Source organism: Kitasatospora brasiliensis (assembly GCF_032654805.1).
GTDB lineage: Bacteria > Actinomycetota > Actinomycetes > Streptomycetales > Streptomycetaceae > Kitasatospora > Kitasatospora brasiliensis.
In genome coordinates, this window is the sequence record NZ_JAUOOW010000002.1 from 351,878 (window position 1) to 368,359 (window position 16,482).

Genomic DNA, 16,482 nt, shown 5'->3' on the forward strand with positions numbered 1-16,482 from the left:
GCATGTCCACCGTGTCCGACGTCCACCCCCTCGTCCGCCCCGCCGTCCGCCGTCCGCGGTACGACCTCGCCCGGCTCGGCCCCAACTGGTACGCCGCCGTGATGGGCACCGCGATCCTGGCCAACGGCGCCGCCGCCCTGCCGGTGCGGCTGCCCGGGTCGACCGTCCTCGGCGAGGTGATGTGGGCGCTCGGCCTGGCCGCCCTGCTGGTGCTGGCCGGGGCCCGGCTGGTCCACCTCACCCGGCACCGGGAGGCGGCCCGCGCCCAGCTGCTGGACGACCCGGCGACCGCGGTCTTCTACGGCTGCCCGCCGATGGCGCTGCTGGCGGTCGGGCTGGGCACCCTGCTGGTCGGCTCCCGGGTGATCGGCACCGGCCCGGCGGTCGCCCTGGACCTGGTGCTGTGGAGTGTCGGCACCCTCTACGCGCTGGTCGTGGCCGGCGGCATCCCGTACCTGATGATCACCCGGCACCCGGTCTCCGTCCTGAAGGCCAATCCGACCTGGCTGCTGCCGGTGGTCGCCCCGCTGGTCGCCTCCGCCTGCGGCCCGGCGCTCGTCCCGCACCTGCCGGCCGGAACGCCCCGGCAGGCCATGCTGTACGGCTGCTGGGCGCTGTTCGGGGTCGGGCTGCTGGCCACCCTGGTGCTGCTGCCGGTGGTGTTCACCGGCCTGTTCCACAGCAAGCTGCCGGCGCCGGCGCTCACCCCCTCGCTGTTCCTGGTGCTCGGCCCGCTCGGCCAGTCCGTCACCGCGATCCACCAACTCGCCGACGCCGCCCGCCCGGTGCTGCCCGCCCTGGCCCCGGCCATGACCGACCTCGCCGAGCTGTACGGGGTGGCGGTGATCGGCGTCGCGATGCTCTGGCTGGCCGTCGCGCTGACCGCCAACCTGCGCGCCCGGCGGGCCGGGATGACGTTCGCGATGACCTGGTGGGCGTTCACCTTCCCGGTCGGCACCTGCGTCACCGGTGCCTCCGCGCTCGCCCGGCACACCGGCTTCGGGGGCTTCAGCGCCCTGGCCGTCGGGCTGTACCTGCTGCTGGCGCTGGCCTGGGTGCTCGCGGCCGGCGGCACCGCGGCGGGGCTGGCGCGGGGGCGGCTGCTGGCCCGGCAGGCCTGAGCCGCGCGGCTGTCGTCGGGGACTGGCGGGCCTGAGCCGCGAGGTCGTCGGCGACGGCGCGGATGCAGGAACGTGCACCGCGGGCATGACCGTGCACCGCCAACCGGCAGTGGTGCCCGGTGACGCCGAAACCCGTTGCCAGCCTCGGTGTTCACCGCGATCCGACCCGCCGTCCGGCCCCCCGCACCCGGGCCGTGCTGCAGATAGCTGCAATTGCGCGAACATGCACTCGGGCTGCACTTGTTCACCGGCCGTCACGCTGTGAAGGTGGAGGCACGCCAAGTCGTCCGGGCACCGCAGCCCGATGGTGGCGACTAGCTCTTCAAGATGGCCGCCGGTGCGATATCCCGCACCGGCGGAACGGGGGGGAAGAGCACCGGATCGGGGGCCATGTGTGGTGATGGCCCCCGAACCGGACCCGGCGAGGCGTTGCTGCTCCGCCTCGACGGGAGCGCCCTGGCATGGCGTACCGATGGCGGCCCCCGGACGACCCGGCGTGCGACGGCACCCGGGCCCGGGGGCCCGCTGTCCCACCCGGTACCGTGACCGCCGACCCGTGATCACGCCGTACCGGTACCAGGCACCGTGAGCCCCACCGGCCCACCGGCGCCGCGGCCCGTGCGGGAGGGGAGCACGGGCAGCACCAGGGGAGAGGCGTCCGGCAGGGAGAGTGCGACGTGACGGCGGAACCGGCGGTCACGCCGCACCCCGGGGGACCGGCGGGCGAGGAGCCCGACGAGGCCGCCCGCCGGCTCTACCTGGCCGTCATCGCCGAGGGCGGCCGGCTGCCCGTCGGCGAGGTCGCGGACGTCGACCAGGGCGCGCTCCAACAGCTCATCGACATCGGCCTGTTGATGGCCAACCCGATGGACCGCTGCTACACCGCGGTCAGCCCGCGCTCGGTCAGCGACCGCCTCGGCGCCGAACTGCGCAGCGAGGCCACCCGGCTGCTGGTCCGCGCGGAGAACCTCCCGGGCGCCCTGGACGGCCTCACCCGCGCCTACGACGCGATGCCCCGCCCGGCCGGCCGGGCCGGCGGCGCCGTCCACGTCGAGGGACACGTCCACATCCGCCAGCGGATCTCCCAGCTGGTCTCCGACTGCCGCTCCGAGGTCCTCACCGCCCAGCCCGGCCACCGGCCCGCCGACACCCTCCAGATCGCCCTGCGCCAGGACGTCCGACTGCTCCAGCGCGGCTGCTCGCTGCGCACCATCTACCAGCCGGTCGCCTTCGCCGACCCGCCCGCCCTCGCCTACGCCGAGGAGGTCACCCGGCACGGCTCGCTCATCCGCGTGCTCGACGAGCCCTTCCAGCGGCTGATCGTCTTCGACCGGTCCGTCGCCGTGATCTCCGCCAACGACGACAACAGCACCGCCGCCTTCATCACCGACCCGGCCACCATCGCCTACCTGGTCGGCGCCTTCGAACGCGACTGGGCGCGCGCCGACACCACCGAAGCCGCCGCGCCCGGCCAGGGGCCCGCCCGCACCATCCCCGACCGGGTCGGCCGGCTGCTCGCCCGCGGCCTCACCCAGCGGGCCGTCGCCACCCGGCTCGGCCTCAGCGAACGCACCGTCGCCGGCCACATCTCCCGACTGCGCGACCGCTACGGCGCCCAGACCCTGTTCCAACTCGGCTGGCTGATGCGAGGCTCCCGCGATGACCGATGAGCCCGGCCAGGCCGAGCGGGCCCTCTACCTCGCCGCCGTCCGGGGCGGCGGCCGGCTGTGCCCCGCGGACCTCACCCCCGCCGACCGCCCCGCCCTGGCCGCCCTCGTCGCCCGCGGCCTGCTCAGCCCCACCCCCACCGGCTGGACCGCCGCCAACCCGCGCGCCTGCGGCGACCGCCTCGGCGGGGAACTGCGCGCCCGCGCCCTGCGCCTGCTGCTGCACGCCGAGCGGCTGCCGGGCACCCTCGCGCCGCTGGCCCACGCCTACGACGCCGCCCGCCACGCGCCCGCCGACTCCCCGCCCGTCGCCTTCCCGGCCGTCGACTTCCCGGCCGTCGGTCGCGGCGCCGTCGAGCCCGGGCCCGGCAGCGTCGACGAGGCCGCCGACGCCCGCCGACGGATCAGCGAACTCGTCTCGGAGTGCCGGGAGGAGGTCCTGGCCGCCCAGCCCGCGCCGCGGCCGCTCGAAGCCCTCCGGATGGCCCTCGCCCAGGACCTCTCGCTGCTCCGCCGCGGCTGCTCGCTGCGCACGGTCTACCAGCCCGCCACCGTGGCCGACCCCGCCGCGCTGAGCCAGCTCGCCCTGCGCACCGGTCGGGGCGCCCAGATCCGGGTCCTCGCCGAACCGTACGAGCGGGTGCTGGTCTTCGACCGTACGGTGGCCGTCATCCCCGCCGACGCGGACCGCAACCGCGCCACCTTCCTCACCGACCCCACCACCGTCGCCTACCTGGTCGCCCAGTTCGAACGCGACTGGGCCCGCGCCACCCCCGCCGACCGGCACCTCGACCCGCCGCCGCCCACCACCGTCCGGATCGGCCGGCTGCTCGCCCGCGGCCTCACCCAGCGGGCCGTCGCCACCCGGCTCGGCCTCAGCGAACGCACCGTCGCCGGCCACATCTCCCGACTGCGCGAGCGCTACGGCGCCCAAACCCTCTTCCACCTGGGTTGGCAGATGCGGGAGGAACAGTCATGACCGACCTCGGCTTCGCCATGCCTGACGACGACGCCCGCGCGCTCTATCTCGCCATCCTGCGCGAGGGCGGCTGGGTGCGCTCGGTCGAGGTCGCCGCGGCGGACCGGCCGGCCCTCCGGCGGCTGGTGGAACTCGGGCTGCTGGTGCCGCAGTTGCAGGACGCCGCGTACAGCGCGGTCGATCCGCGGGCGGCCACCGAGCGGATCGGCGCCGAGATCCGCCGGCAGAGCGCCCGACTGCTCGTGGAGGCCGAGCAACTGCCCGAGCTGATGGGCGAACTGACCCGCGCCTACGACGCGACCCCGAAGCACCGGAACGGCACCGCGGGGGTCCGCTACCTCACCGCGAAGGAGGACATCCGGCACGAAATCGAGCTCCTGGCCCAGGAGTTCCCCGGCGAGACCATGACCGCCCAGCCCGGCGGCCCCCGTCCGGCCGAACTGCTCCCCGACTCCCTCGACCGTGCCCGCCGGGTCCACGAGCGCGGCGGCACCGTGCGCTCCCTCTACGAGGCCTCGGCCAAGCTGGACCCGCTGACCGTCCGCTTCGCCGCCGACGTCACCCCGCTCGGCTGCACCACCAGGGTCCTCACCGTCCCGTTCAAACGCTTCCTGGTCTTCGAGCGCACGGTGGCCGTCATTCCCGCCGATCCCGGCTACGCCAGCGCGGCCGTGGTCGACGACCCGGCGATGGTCGCCTTCGTGGCGGACACCTTCGAGCAGCTCTGGCAGCACGCCGAGGGCGTCAACTGGGCCGCCCTGGCCGCCGGTTCTCCCGAGAGCCCGGTCCACGAGCAGGTCTCCCGCCTGCTGGCCCGGGGCCTCACCCAGCGGGCGATCGCCACCCGCCTCGGCCTGGGCGAGCGGACGGTGGCCGGGCACATCGCCAGGCTGCGGGAACAGTACGACGCCGAGACGCTGTTCCAACTCGGCTGGCAGATGAGGGGAGACCGCCATGTCTGAGCACGACCTGCCCGACGCGGCGGCGCGGGATCTCTACCGGGAGATCCTCAAGGAGGGCGGCCGCCTCCACGTCAGGGACATCCGCCCCGAGGACGAGCCGACGATCAAGCAACTCGCCGATGTCGGGCTGTTGGTGCTGCGCGTCGCGGACAGCGCCTACAGCGCGGTGAACCCCCGGGCGGTGGGCGAGCGGATCGGTGCGGACCTGCGGGAGGAGAGCGCCCGCCTCCTCGCGAAGGCCACGCTGGTGCCGGAGCTGCTGGAGGACCTGGCCCAGGCCTATGACGCGGTGCCGCGCCGGCACAAGTCGACCGGCGGGGTGCGGCGGGTGGCGGGCATGGTCGAGATCAGGCACCTGATCTACCAGCTCGTCAAGGACCATCCGCACGAGGCCCTGTGCGCCCAGCCCGGCGGGCCACGCCCGCACGCCCACATGGCCGACTCGCTCGACGCGGCCCGCCGCTACGTGGAGGCGGGTGGGGCGATGCTCACCGTCTTCGAGCCGTTGGCCTGTTCCGACCCGCGAACGGTCGAGTACGCGCGGGACTCGACGCGGGTCGGTGCCCCGATCCGGCTGCTGGACGGCCCGTTCGCCAAGACGTTGATCTTCGACCGGGCCGTCGCGCTGGTCCCGGCGGCGTCGGACCACACGGTCGCCGCCGTCGTGGAGGACTCCGCGATGGTCACGTACCTGGTCGAGGTCTTCGAACGGCAGTGGGAGCAGGCGCAGATCGTGGACTGGGAGTCCCTGTCGGGCGGTTCCACTCCGTACTCCCCCCACACGCAGGTCGGCCGCCTCCTCGCCCGGGGCCTCACGCAGCGGGCGATCGCCAGCCGGATGGGGCTGAGCGAACGCACCGTCGCCGGTCACATCGCCCGGCTGCGTGAGCTGTACGACGCGGAGACGCTGTTCCAACTGGGCTGGCGGATGCGGGGAACCCGGACGGGGGAGTCCGATGGGTAGCCGCGGCTCAGCCGGTGGCGGCGCCGGTCGGCCAGTGCTGCTGCCGGGGGACGTTGAACTGCTCGCCGGGGGCGGTCCAGAAGCCCTCGCGCAGGGAGAGCGCCATGCCGGCCCAGTCCAGCGCGGTCTCCACCGTGTGGTTGAGGGCCTCCTGTGACCAGGTGTCGTCGAAGACCAGCGGCAGGACGGGGGCGACCTGCTCGATGGTGGCGATCAGCGGGTTGTGGGTGATGGCCTCGTCGACCAGCAGGACGATGGGCTTGCGCAGCGCCGACGCCCAGCCGAGCTCCAGGCTCACGCCGGCCGAGAGGGGGGCCCCGACGTAGGCGAAGACCAGGTCCGCGGACTGGAGGGCGCGGAAGTCGGACGGAACGCGGGGCTCCGGCGCGCGGCCGGAGATGGTCCAGGCGTCGCTGTGGTGCGCGCTGTACACGGCGGCACCGCTGCGGAGCAGGGTGGTGCGGAGCGTCGTCAGCCGCGTCCGGCTGGCGAGCGTCACCACACTGTCGGCCGGGCCGGTCAACCGCATCAGCGGCGCGGCCAGGAACACACGTGCACGCCGACCCTCAGGGGCCTGGCTGTCGTGGTGACGCAGGTAGGGCTCGGTCATGTCGACTCCGGGGAAAGGCCGACCGGGGGGGTGTGCGTCGGCGCTGCGTTGGATGTGGGCTGCTCTGCGGACTGATGCCGCTGATGAACGGTTTAGAATTTGACGGTACATTGGCAAGGTGTGGTGCCTTGTCGGACCATTGCGAGCGAACTGATCGTCCATCGCGGGGCAACGCCGCGTCCAGGGTTGTCCTGTGTCATCTGGATGACTGGCAGGGAGATGACGCACAGCCCGTCATCGGCGGCGGATGAGCGCAGCCCCCTCGCGTAGCAGTATGTGAACCGTTATCCTGCTCGATGCTTCTAGTTGACGGTTTCTCAAGAGAGTGAGGGCGTGGCCGATATGCGCCGATTTGTCCGCAAGATAGTGCTTTCGCTGGCCGTCGTCGCTGCGGTGACCGGTGCCGGCTCGCTCGCGAATGCTGCCGACTCGCACGACGCGACCACTGTCAGTGCCGTCGTGAGCCTTGCCGACGACATCTCCTGGCAGTAAAGGCCGCCAGGTGAACTCCTGATCGCACGTCAGGAATCCCCGGAAATTCGGCGGCCTTGCGTGAAGTGGGCGGGCGAATCAGCCGACGGAATCCTGGGCCTTTCGGCCGAGTGCGTATCCGAGCTGAAATAGCGAGTCGACCTTGTAGTCGTCTCGCATTTCGGCTATGTGTCTTGCCAGCGTCCGCTCACTGATTCCCAGGCGCCGCGCGATCACCCGGTGGTTGGTGCCTTCGAGCATCTGGTCGATGATCGTCTGGCGGAGGCGGGACACCACCTGTTGGGGCACCGTACGGTCGCCCTCGAATTCCAGCGCGCGGCTCCAGTACTGCTCGAACACCTCCTTGGCGAGATAGTCGACGATGGCGGGGTCGTAGATGAAGGCCGCGAGGCTCAGGTCGTCGTCGATCGGGATCACGGCCACCCGCCGGTCCATCACGATGAGTCGTGTGTAGGGCTCGTCGAGGGTTCGGTACTGACCGCCGGCCTGCGCCAGCGTGGCCACGTAATCCCTGGTCGGCTGGTGGTAGCGGGTGCTGGCGTGGTAGATCGTCCGCATCTTCGTGCCGCTGCGGAGCGTCTTCAGATCGTAGGCGATCATTCTGGCGAGGAGGTCCGGCTGACGGGGGCCGCCGGGTTGGAGTGCCAGTGCCTCCCCGAATCCGGAATCTCTGAACTGCTCCAGCCGCTGCCTGATCAGCGCCTTCCCGCGGACGTGTTCTATCGACCCTCCGGAGCTATTCGGGGTATGGAATTCCCGGGCGAGCTCCTGGAGTTCGGAGGGGAAGGATACGGCGCGCGACAGGAGTTCCAGCGCCTGGCGCTGCCAGGAAGTGCTGAGACTTGTCGAGAGCTGCGTGGGATCGGTGGCCACGAAAACATCCGGATCATCGGTGTCGGGGACGAGAAGTCCGATCCTCACCAGCTCGTCCCGCGCGGAATCGCAGAAGTCGGTTTCAGAGCCCAACGGCAGACTGCCATCTCCCCGGATGACCGCGAGATACAGCTCTCGCGCTTCTGTCGAGAGGATGGTCGAGCCGGCGGCAAGGGGCTGCTCTCGTCCACTCATTCGTGACTCCTTGCCGTTGTAGTGCTAGCTGCGTCCTATCAGCGCCGATGCTGAACGATTTTTAGCATGCCAGATCCGTTGAGCCCCCCGAGAGGGATCGCGACCGCACTCTCTCACCACACGCCAGCCGCCGGCACCCCCCGAGAGGAGGGGCCGGCGGCTGGTGGGCGGCTCGGTCAGCGCTTGGGGCGCCAGACGACGAGGGCGCTGGAGTGGGAGGTGGGGGGCTGGTACGGGACGAGGTCGCGGCGGTAGGAGGCGTGGACGGCGGCCTCGCGCTGCTGGAGGGCGCTGGCGGCGCCTTCCAGGGAGTCGATCAGTTCCGCGACGCGCGACTGGAGGGCGGTGACCTGGTTCTCCAGCTCGATGATCCGCTTGATGCCCGCCAGGTTGATGCCCTCGTCCTGGGAGAGCCGCTGGACCTCGCGCAGCTGCTGGATGTCGCGCGCGGAGTAGCGGCGGCCGCGGCCGGCGGTGCGGTCGGGGCAGACCAGGCCGAGGCGGTCGTACTGGCGCAGGGTCTGCGGGTGCAGCCCGGACAGTTCGGCGGCCACGGAGATGACGTACACCGGGGTGTCCTCGGTGAGGACGTACGGCGGCGCCGCCGCGGCGGCCCGGCGGGTGCGGCGGGGGGCGGCGCCGGGCAGGCCCTCGCCGACTCCGGCGCCGATCGGGGTGTCGGGGTCGATCGGATTCATCGGGGACATCTGGTCGTCACGCTCCCTTCGCCGCCCGGAACAGGGCGGCTCGCGGATCGTCGGAGGCGGTGGCCTCGCGGTACTGCTCCAGGGCGTTCAGCGCGTCACCGGTGACGTGCTGGGGCACCACGACCTCGACGGTGACGAGGAGGTCGCCGCGGGTGCCGTCCTTGCGGGTGGCGCCCTTGCCGCGGGCGCGCATGGTGAGGCCGTTGGCGCTGCCCGGCGGCAGCTTGAGCTTCACGGCCGGGCCGTTGAGCGTGGGCACCTCGATGGTGGCGCCGAGCGCCGCCTCGGGGAAGGAGACCGGGACGGTGACGGTGAGGTTGTCGCCCTTGCGCCCGAAGACCGGGTGCGGGTCGACGTGCACGGTGACGTAGAGGTCGCCGGGCTGCCCGCCCCGCTCGCCCTGGGCGCCCTTGCCCTTGAGCCGGATCCGCTGGTCGGCCTGGACGCCGGCCGGGATGCGGACCTGCATGGTGCGGGCCGAGCTGGCCCGGCCGCTGCCGTGGCAGTCGGTGCACGGGTCGTCGACGATCATGCCCCGGCCGCGGCAGTCCTTGCACGGCTCGGAGAGCGCGAAGGCGCCCTGGCCGCGGCTGACCGTGCCCGCGCCGACGCAGGTCGGACAGACCCGCGGGGTGGTGCCGGCCTTGGCGCCGGTGCCGTTGCAGCTGCGGCAGGGGGCCTGGCTGGTCATCCGCAGCGGGACGGTCGCGCCGTCGACCGCCTCGTCGAAGGAGAGCGTCACCTCGGTCTCGACGTCGGCGCCGCGCCGGGGCTGGGCCTGCCGGGTGCCACCGCGGTTGAAGAGGCCGCCGAAGACGTCGCCGAGTCCGCCGCCGGCAGCGCCGCCGCCCTGGCTGCCGCTGAAGAGGTCGCCGAAGTCGAAGCTGTAGCTGCCGGCGCCACCGGGGCCGCCGGCGCCCCGGAAGCCGCCGTTGGCGAAGAGGGTGCGGGCCTCGTCGTACTCCTTGCGGCGCTTCTCGTCGGAGAGGACGTCGTACGCCTCGGAGATGTCCTTGAACCGCTCCTCGGCCTTGGAGTCACCCTTGTTGGCGTCGGGGTGGAACTCGCGCGCGAGCTTGCGGTAGGTCTTCTTGATCTCGGTGGCGGTGGCGTCCTTGGGTACGCCGAGGACCTTGTAGTAGTCCTTCTCGACAAAGTCCTTGCCACTCATGCGTCCACCTCGCTGCGCTCGGTAGCCGCTGAGCGGTACACGCGCCCCTCCATGGTTCGCTCGCTGCGCTCGCTCACGGCTTCCGCCACCTCCCGAATTCCATCGTCACAGAGCTGTCAACAGGCGCCCGGCGAACGACCGTTGACAGTGCGCTGCGGAGCCGGCCGCCGTACTTGCCGGCGTACGACTCCGCAGCGCACTGGTTGTCAGCTGTCACAGGGTGTCAGCTGTCCGAGCCACCGTCGGACTTGTCCGCGTCGGCGGACTTCGCCTCGGCGTCCGAGGACGCCTGGCTGCCGGGCTGGGGTTCGGCGACGGCCACCATCGCCGGGCGGATGATCCGCTCGCCGATGCGGTAGCCGGGCTGGAGGATCTGCACGCAGGTGTCCTCGGTGACGTCCGAGGAGTAGCTGTGCATCAGCGCCTCGTGGATGGTCGGGTCGAAGGGCTCGCCCTCCTTGCCGAACTGCTGGAGGCCCAGCTTGGCGACGACCGTCTCCAGCGACTCGGCGACGGACTTGAAGCCGCCCGTCACCTCGCCGTGCTCGCGGGCGCGGCCGATGTCGTCCAGGACCGGGATCAGCGACTCCAGGATGTTGGAGACGGCGATCTCGCGGACGGTCAGCCGGTCGCGCTCGACCCGCTTGCGGTAGTTCTGGTACTCGGCCTGGAGGCGCTGGAGGTCACCGGTGCGCTCGGCGAGCTCCCGCTTGGCGGCGGCGAGGTCCTCCGAACCGGAGCCCTCGGAGCCGGCCGCGGCGGCCTCCTCGGCAGCCTTGATCACGGCCTCTTCGGCGGCGGAGTCGTCGCCGGGCTTGCCGCCCTGCGGCTTGTCCGTCATGCCGCACCGCCCTTGGGCTTCTCGTCGTCCACGATCTCGGCGTCGACGACGTCGTCGTCCTTGGCCTGGGCGGAGTCACCGGCAGCGGCGGCACCGGCGGGGGCGTCGGCGTTGGCGTACAGCGCCTGGCCGAGCTTCTGCGCGGTGGTGGAGACCTTCTCCGAGGCCTCGCGGATCTTCGCGATGTCCTCGCCCTTCAGGGCCTCCTTGAGCTCGCCGATGGCGGTCTCGACCTCGGTCTTGACGTCGCCCGGCAGCTTGTCGGCGTTGTCGGCGATGAACTTCTCGGTCGAGTAGACGAGCTGCTCGGCGGAGTTGCGGGTCTCCACGGCCTCGCGGCGCTTGTGGTCGTCCTCGGCGTACTGCTCGGCCTCGCGGCGCATGCGGTCGACCTCGTCCTTCGGCAGCGAGGAGCCGCCGGTGACGGTCATCTTCTGCTCCTTGCCGGTGCCGAGGTCCTTGGCACCGACGTGCATGATGCCGTTGGCGTCGATGTCGAAGGTGACCTCGATCTGCGGCAGGCCGCGCGGCGCCGGCGGCAGGCCGGTCAGCTCGAACATGCCGAGCTTCTTGTTGTACGCGGCGATCTCGCGCTCGCCCTGGTAGACCTGGATCTGCACGGACGGCTGGTTGTCCTCGGCCGTGGTGAAGATCTCGGAGCGCTTGGTCGGGATCGTGGTGTTGCGCTCGATCAGCTTGGTCATGATGCCGCCCTTGGTCTCGATGCCGAGGGACAGCGGGGTGACGTCGAGCAGCAGGACGTCCTTGACCTCGCCCTTGAGGACACCGGCCTGGAGCGCGGCGCCGATGGCGACGACCTCGTCCGGGTTGACGCCCTTGTTGGCGTCCTGGCCGCCGGTCAGCTCCTTGACGAGCTCGGCGACGGCCGGCATACGGGTCGAGCCGCCGACGAGGACGACGTGGTCGATCTCGGAGAGCGAGATGCCGGCGTCCTTGATCACGTTGTGGAACGGGACCTTGCAGCGCTCCAGCAGGTCCGCGGTCAGCTGCTGGAACTGGGCGCGGGTGAGCTTCTCGTCCAGGTGCAGCGGGCCCTCGGCCGAGGCCGTGATGTACGGCAGGTTGATCGAGGTCTCGGAGGACGAGGACAGCTCGATCTTGGCCTTCTCGGCGGCCTCGCGCAGACGCTGGAGGGCCATCTTGTCCTTGGACAGGTCGACGCCGTGGCCGGCCTGGAAGACCTTGACCAGGTGGTCGACGACGCGCTGGTCCCAGTCGTCGCCACCGAGGTGGTTGTCACCGTTGGTGGCCTTCACCTCGACGACCCCGTCGCCGATCTCCAGCAGGGAGACGTCGAAGGTGCCGCCGCCGAGGTCGAAGACCAGGATGGTCTGGTCGTCCTTGTCGAGGCCGTACGCGAGGGCGGCCGCGGTCGGCTCGTTGACGATGCGCAGGACGTTGAGGCCCGCGATCTCACCGGCCTCCTTGGTGGCCTGGCGCTCGGAGTCGTTGAAGTACGCCGGGACGGTGATGACGGCGTCGGTGACGGTCTCGCCCAGGTACGCCTCGGCGTCGCGCTTCAGCTTCTGGAGCACGAAGGCCGAGATCTGCTGGGGGTTGAAGTCCTTGCCATCGATGTTGATCTTCCACCCGGTGCCCATGTGGCGCTTGACCGAGCGGATGGTGCGGTCGACGTTGGTGACCGCCTGGCGCTTGGCCACCTCGCCGACCAGGACCTCACCGTTCTTCGCGAAGGCGACGACGGACGGCGTGGTCCGCGCACCCTCGGCGTTGGTGATGACGGTGGGCTCGCCACCCTCCAGAACGCTGACGACCGAGTTCGTCGTACCGAGGTCGATGCCGACCGCGCGTGCCATCGTAAATACCTCCACGGAAGAGTTGAGCTTTACGGGCTCAAGGATGCATGACTCGACGCCCGGCGTCAACAGGTATGAGTGCGCATCGCTCAACTTTGCTGAGCCGAGGCTTGGGTCGCGGCCTCCGCCCCGCCCGCCCCGCCGTGGCGGGGGTGCGCTCACGTGACTGCCGCCATAGCTTGGGAATCTTCTGGAGAACCGTTAGCCACCGGTAATGTCCGGGCCGTCGGCCCGGCAAGTTACCGACCAGTACACTCAGTTCCAAAGATTTCAAGAACCGCAGAGCCTGCTCAACCGCAAAGCCGCAGGAGACGGAGAGCCGATGCAGCTAGCAGCGATCGTCATCTCGCTGGTCACATTCGTGATCGGCACCGCGCTCGCCGCCCGTGCGGCGCTGTACATCTACAAGGTGGTCCGCACCGGTGCGGACGACGGCACGCGCTTCGGACAGCCCGCCCAGCGGGCGAAGACCCTCGCGACCGAGTTCGTCGGCCACACCAGGATGAACCGCTGGGGGGTCGTCGGCATCGCCCACTGGTTCGTCGCGGTCGGCTTCTTCAGCCTGGTCCTGACCATCGTCAACGCCTTCGGCCAGCTCTTCGACGCCGACTTCGCGCTGCCGATCATCGGGCACTGGATGATCTGGCAGCTCTTCGTCGAGCTGATCGGCACCCTCACCACGCTGGGCATCGCGGTCCTGATCGTGATCCGGCTGATGAGCCTGCCGTCCAAGTCGGGCCGCAAGTCCCGGTTCGCCGGCTCGATCGCCTGGCAGGCCTTCTACGTCGAGTACACGATCCTCGGCATCGGCCTGTGCATCCTGATGCTGCGCGCCCTGGAGGGCGCCCTCAACGGCGTCGACTCGTACGGGCCGGAGCACCTGGTCTCGTACCCGCTGGTCTCCGCGCTGAGCGGCCTGTCGCACGGCACGCTGGAGAACCTGATCTACCTGTTCGCGATGCTGAAGATCTGCATCTCGTTCGCGTGGGCGACCACCATCGGCCTCAACCCCTCGATGGGCGTGGCCTGGCACCGCTTCCTCGGCTTCTTCAACATCTACTTCAAGCGCGAGGAGGACGGCGGCACCGCGCTCGGCGCCCTCCGCCCGATGACCAGCAACGGTCAGCCGATCGACTTCGAGGACCCGGCCGAGGACGCCGTCTTCGGCGTCTCCCAGGTCGAGCACTTCTCCTGGAAGGGCATCCTCGACTTCTCCACCTGCACCGAGTGCGGCCGCTGCCAGTCGCAGTGCCCCGCCTGGAACACCGGCAAGCCGCTCTCGCCGAAGCTGCTGATCATGAGCCTGCGCGAGCACGCCTACGGCAAGGCCCCGTACCTGCTGGCCGGCGGCGGCAAGGACATGGAGGGCGTCGAGCAGGCCACCTCCGAGCAGCTCAAGGACGTCCCGGCGGCCGCGCTGGCCGAGGCCGAGCGCCCGCTGATCGGCACCGCCGAGGAGAACGGCGTCATCGACCCGGACGTGCTGTGGTCCTGCACCACCTGCGGCGCCTGCGTCGAGCAGTGCCCGGTGGACATCGAGCACGTCGACCACATCGTCGACATGCGCCGCTACCAGGTGATGATCGAGAGCAACTTCCCGACCGAGGCCGGGACGATGCTCAAGAACCTGGAGAACAAGGGCAACCCGTGGGGCCTGGCCACCAAGGCGCGCCTGGACTGGGTCAAGGAGCTGAAGAAGGAGACCGGCATCCAGGTGCCGGTGATCGGCGAGGACATCGACCCCGCCGAGGTCGAGTACCTCTACTGGGTCGGCTGCGCCGGCGCCCTGGAGGACCGCGCCAAGAAGACCACCAAGGCCTTCGCCGAACTGCTGCACACCGCGGGCGTGAAGTTCGCGATCCTCGGCAAGGAGGAGACCTGCACCGGTGACTCCCCGCGCCGCCTGGGCAACGAGTTCCTGTTCCAGATGCTCGGCGCGCAGAACGTGGAGACGCTGAACGCCGCGCTGGAGGACGCCCCGGTCAAGCGGATCGTGGCCACCTGCCCGCACTGCTTCAACACCATCGCCAACGAGTACCCGCAGCTGGGCGGCCACTTCGAGGTCATCCACCACACCCAGCTGCTCCAGCACCTCATCGACGAGGGCAAGCTCGTCCCGGTCAACCCGGTCGAGGGCCTGATCACCTACCACGACCCCTGCTACCTGGGCCGCCACAACAAGGTCTACAGCCCGCCGCGCGAGATCATGGACAAGGTCCCCGGTCTGCGCCAGCAGGAGATGCACCGGCACAAGGAGCGCGGCTTCTGCTGCGGCGCCGGCGGTGCCCGGATGTGGATGGAGGAGCGCATCGGCAAGCGGATCAACACCGAGCGCGTGGACGAGGCGCTGTCGCTCAACCCGGACATCGTCTCCACCGCCTGCCCGTTCTGCCTGGTGATGCTCTCCGACTCGGTCAACGGCAAGAAGAACGAGGGCGCGGCCAAGGAGCACCTGAAGGTGGTCGACGTGGCCCAGCTGCTGCTCGACTCGGTGAAGGCGACCCCGCCGGCCGAGGCCGAGGAGCCCGCGACGGTGGACGCGTAACCGCACCCGCGGCGGCCGCTGTTCGACAGTTCTGCTACAAAGGCCCGGCCCGGTGGACGCCGTCAACGCGCCCACCGGGCCGGGCCTTTGAACGGCCGCACGGCCGGCGTCGGCACGGCGGGCGGAGGGCCGGCGACGGCAATCGCACAGGGGCCGGACGGGCATTCGGTCGGAAGCAAATACAGTAGGCCAGGACCGGCTCCGTGCCGGTCGACCCGCTCCGGACACGAGCCCGGGACGGGTGGCGACCCGCGCCGGCCGGACGGCCGGGTCCAGACCGACGACGGAGGTATCGGCCCGCCGGGCCGGGCCGCAGAGACCACAAGGGGAACAGCGCAGACCATGACCGAGGCGATCATGCTGGTCGGTGGTAAGGGCACGCGACTGCGTCCGCTGACCACCCACACCCCCAAGCCGATGCTGCCGGTGGCGGGCGTCCCGTTCATCGCGCACCAGTTGGCCCGCGCGGCCGCGGCCGGCGTCACCCGGGTCGTGCTGGCCACCTCCTACCTGGCCGAGGTGTTCGAGGACCACTTCCAGGACGGCACCCCGTACGGCATCGAGCTGGTCTACCTGACCGAGCGCGAGCCGCTGGGCACCGGCGGGGCCATCCGCAACGCCGCCTCCGGTCTGACCTGCGGCCCGGACGAACCGGTCCTGGTCTTCAACGGCGACATCCTCTCCGGCGTCGACATCGCCGCCCTGCGCGACGGCCACGTGGCCGCCGGGGCCGACGTCACTCTGCACCTGACCCGCGTCGAGGACCCGCGGGCCTTCGGCCTCGTCCCGACCGACGCGGACGGGCGGGTGCTGGAGTTCCTGGAGAAGCCGGAGACCCCGGAGCAGATCGTCACCGACCAGATCAACGCCGGCTGCTACGTCTTCACCCGATCCGTGATCGACCGCATCCCGACCGGCCGCGAGGTGTCCGTCGAGCGCGAGACCTTCCCCGAGCTGCTGGCCACCGGCGCGCTGCTGCGCGGCGTCGTCGACACCTCGTACTGGCTGGACCTGGGCACCCCGGCGGCCTTCGTCCGCGGCTCGGCCGACCTGGTGCTCGGCAAGGTCGACTCCCCGGCCGTCCCCGGCCCGACCGGCGACGCCCTGCTGCTGCCCGGCGCCACCGTCCACCCGGGCGCGGTGCTCAGCGGCGGCACCGTGGTCGCCGAGGACGCGGTGGTCGAAGCCGGCGCGATCGTCGAGGGCAGCGTGATCCTGCCCGGCGCGGTGATCGGCCCGGACACCCTGGTCAAGGACTCGATCGTCGGCGCCTTCGCCACCGTCGGCGCCCGCTCGGCGCTGGACGGCGCGGTGATCGGCGACGGCGCGATCGTGGAGTCGGACAACGAGCTGCCGAACGGCATCCGGATCGCCTGCGGCACCCTGCTACCGGTCGGCGCCGTCCGCACCTCGGCCGGCCCGGGCGGCTGCCCGGCCGGCACCAGCGCGGCCGCGGCGGTGCACGGCCCGTCGGTCAGCGCCCAGCGGTAGGCCCGTTTTCGGGCCCGTTCGTCTCA

At 71.2% G+C, this 16,482-nt stretch carries 13 protein-coding genes and 1 pseudogene; 8 read left to right on the forward strand and 6 right to left on the reverse strand.

The window, feature by feature from the left end:
* Positions 1-2 precede the first annotated feature (2 nt).
* The 5 genes from QWJ13_RS09455 to QWJ13_RS09475 all read left to right on the forward strand — a co-directional run bounded on the left by QWJ13_RS09455 (position 3) and on the right by QWJ13_RS09475 (position 5,693).
* Positions 3-1,121, forward strand: coding sequence for a TDT family transporter (locus QWJ13_RS09455; RefSeq protein WP_316522413.1), 1,119 nt, complete (start codon positions 3-5; stop codon positions 1,119-1,121).
* A 677-nt stretch (positions 1,122-1,798) separates the two neighbouring features.
* A complete protein-coding gene (locus tag QWJ13_RS09460; protein ID WP_316522416.1) occupies positions 1,799-2,791 on the forward strand; it encodes a LuxR family transcriptional regulator in 993 nt (330 codons plus the stop codon).
* Complete coding sequence (locus QWJ13_RS09465; protein WP_316522419.1) at positions 2,781-3,767, forward strand: helix-turn-helix domain-containing protein; 987 nt, start codon at positions 2,781-2,783, stop codon at positions 3,765-3,767. The genes QWJ13_RS09460 and QWJ13_RS09465 overlap by 11 nt, the downstream gene beginning before the upstream one ends.
* Complete coding sequence (locus tag QWJ13_RS09470; RefSeq protein ID WP_316522421.1) at positions 3,764-4,729, forward strand: LuxR family transcriptional regulator; 966 nt, start codon at positions 3,764-3,766, stop codon at positions 4,727-4,729. The genes QWJ13_RS09465 and QWJ13_RS09470 overlap by 4 nt, the downstream gene beginning before the upstream one ends.
* Positions 4,722-5,693, forward strand: a complete 972-nt coding sequence (locus tag QWJ13_RS09475; RefSeq protein ID WP_316522423.1) for a LuxR C-terminal-related transcriptional regulator — start codon at positions 4,722-4,724, stop codon at positions 5,691-5,693. Before QWJ13_RS09470 ends, QWJ13_RS09475 begins: the two co-directional genes overlap by 8 nt.
* Before the next feature lie 7 nt (positions 5,694-5,700).
* Here QWJ13_RS09475 and QWJ13_RS09480 read toward each other — a convergent pair whose 3' ends face one another.
* Complete coding sequence (locus tag QWJ13_RS09480) at positions 5,701-6,303, reverse strand: hypothetical protein (RefSeq protein WP_316522426.1); 603 nt, start codon at positions 6,301-6,303, stop codon at positions 5,701-5,703.
* Positions 6,304-6,636: 333 nt separating this feature from the next.
* Between QWJ13_RS09480 and QWJ13_RS09485 the strand changes: the two genes are divergently transcribed.
* A complete protein-coding gene (locus QWJ13_RS09485) occupies positions 6,637-6,795 on the forward strand; it encodes a hypothetical protein (protein WP_316522429.1) in 159 nt (52 codons plus the stop codon).
* A gap of 78 nt (positions 6,796-6,873) precedes the next feature.
* Here the strand turns inward: QWJ13_RS09485 and QWJ13_RS09490 are convergent, their stop codons facing one another.
* From QWJ13_RS09490 to dnaK, 5 genes are all read right to left on the reverse strand, one after another.
* Positions 6,874-7,863 carry a helix-turn-helix domain-containing protein gene (locus QWJ13_RS09490; RefSeq protein WP_316522432.1) on the reverse strand — a complete coding sequence of 330 codons (990 nt, stop codon included), beginning with the start codon at positions 7,861-7,863 and terminating at the stop codon, positions 6,874-6,876.
* 176 nt (positions 7,864-8,039) lie between these two features.
* Complete coding sequence (locus tag QWJ13_RS09495; RefSeq protein ID WP_316522434.1) at positions 8,040-8,570, reverse strand: heat shock protein transcriptional repressor HspR; 531 nt, start codon at positions 8,568-8,570, stop codon at positions 8,040-8,042.
* Positions 8,571-8,577: 7 nt separating this feature from the next.
* A complete protein-coding gene (gene dnaJ / locus QWJ13_RS09500; RefSeq protein WP_316522436.1) occupies positions 8,578-9,741 on the reverse strand; it encodes a molecular chaperone DnaJ in 1,164 nt (387 codons plus the stop codon).
* 223 nt (positions 9,742-9,964) lie between these two features.
* Entirely contained in the window at positions 9,965-10,582 is a 618-nt protein-coding gene (gene grpE, locus QWJ13_RS09505) for a nucleotide exchange factor GrpE (protein WP_316522438.1), read from the reverse strand.
* Positions 10,579-12,420: a molecular chaperone DnaK gene (gene dnaK, locus QWJ13_RS09510; RefSeq protein ID WP_316522441.1), complete on the reverse strand. Its 1,842-nt coding sequence runs from the start codon at positions 12,418-12,420 to the stop codon at positions 10,579-10,581. The genes grpE and dnaK overlap by 4 nt, the downstream gene beginning before the upstream one ends.
* Before the next feature lie 322 nt (positions 12,421-12,742).
* On the opposite strand from dnaK, the gene QWJ13_RS09515 reads away from it, so the two are divergent.
* Entirely contained in the window at positions 12,743-14,965 is a 2,223-nt protein-coding gene (locus QWJ13_RS09515) for a (Fe-S)-binding protein (protein ID WP_316522443.1), read from the forward strand.
* Between the two features lie 342 nt (positions 14,966-15,307).
* Positions 15,308-16,381, forward strand: a pseudogene (gene manB / locus QWJ13_RS09520) (mannose-1-phosphate guanylyltransferase); the annotation flags it as partial.
* Between the last annotated feature and the right edge of the window lie 101 nt (positions 16,382-16,482).